General features: G+C 76.0%; 1 protein-coding gene. It reads right to left on the bottom strand.

Translation table 11 applies throughout. From position 1 onward, the window contains the following. Nucleotides 1–7 precede the first annotated feature (7 nt). Nucleotides 8–691, bottom strand: a 684-nt coding sequence (locus KME75_RS42190; protein ID WP_219420695.1) for a transposase, incomplete at its 5' end; no start/stop codon positions are given.

Genomic DNA, 691 nt, shown 5'->3' with positions numbered 1-691 from the left:
CTGCTGGTCAGGGTGCCACCGCCCATCCGTGGGCGGTTTTGCGGACCCCGAGCACGGCCAGCCGGGCGAGGTTGACCGCGCCGGCGAGTAGCCGGAAGTCGGCGTCGACGCGGACGGTGCCGCGGACGCGGGCTCGGCGTCCGCCGTGTCGGCGGCGCACGAGGTGGCCGAGCTTGCGTTCAACCTTGGGTCGGGTGGCCCGGTAGTCGGCGAGCCAGGCGGAGTCGGCTTGGCGGGCGCGGGCGTCGGCCAGCGCCTGCTCGTGCGGTCCGACGCTGACCGTGCGCCCGGTCTTGGCGCTGGTGCATCGCGCTCGCAGCGGGCAGCCGCTGCAGGCCGGCCCGAAGTAGGCGGTGCCGCCCCCATCGACGGCCGGCCGGATCGGGGTGGTGAACCCGCCGGGGCAGCTCACCGTCGCGGCCGTGAGATCGATGTCGAACCGGTCCTTGCTGAACATCCCGCCCGCCGCGGTCGGCGCCTGGGTCTTGCACCGCGAGTCGATCCCCGCGGCGTCGAGCCGGTCGTGGAACTCACCGGTGCCGTAGGCGTTGTCGCCGTAGACGCACGCCCGCTCGGCGTCAGCTGCCCCCTCCACGCCCGGCTCGGCCGGCCCGGCCCCGGCCACCCTGCACTCGGGCTCGGCCTGCTCGGGCTCGGCCTGCTCGGGCTCGGCCTGCTCGGGCTCGGCCTG

The sequence above is a fragment of the Pseudonocardia nigra genome, assembly GCF_019396355.1.
Taxonomy (GTDB): domain Bacteria; phylum Actinomycetota; class Actinomycetes; order Mycobacteriales; family Pseudonocardiaceae; genus Pseudonocardia; species Pseudonocardia nigra.
Note: the sequence above shows the minus strand (reverse complement) of the source record. Positions and strands in the feature narration are given on the sequence as shown.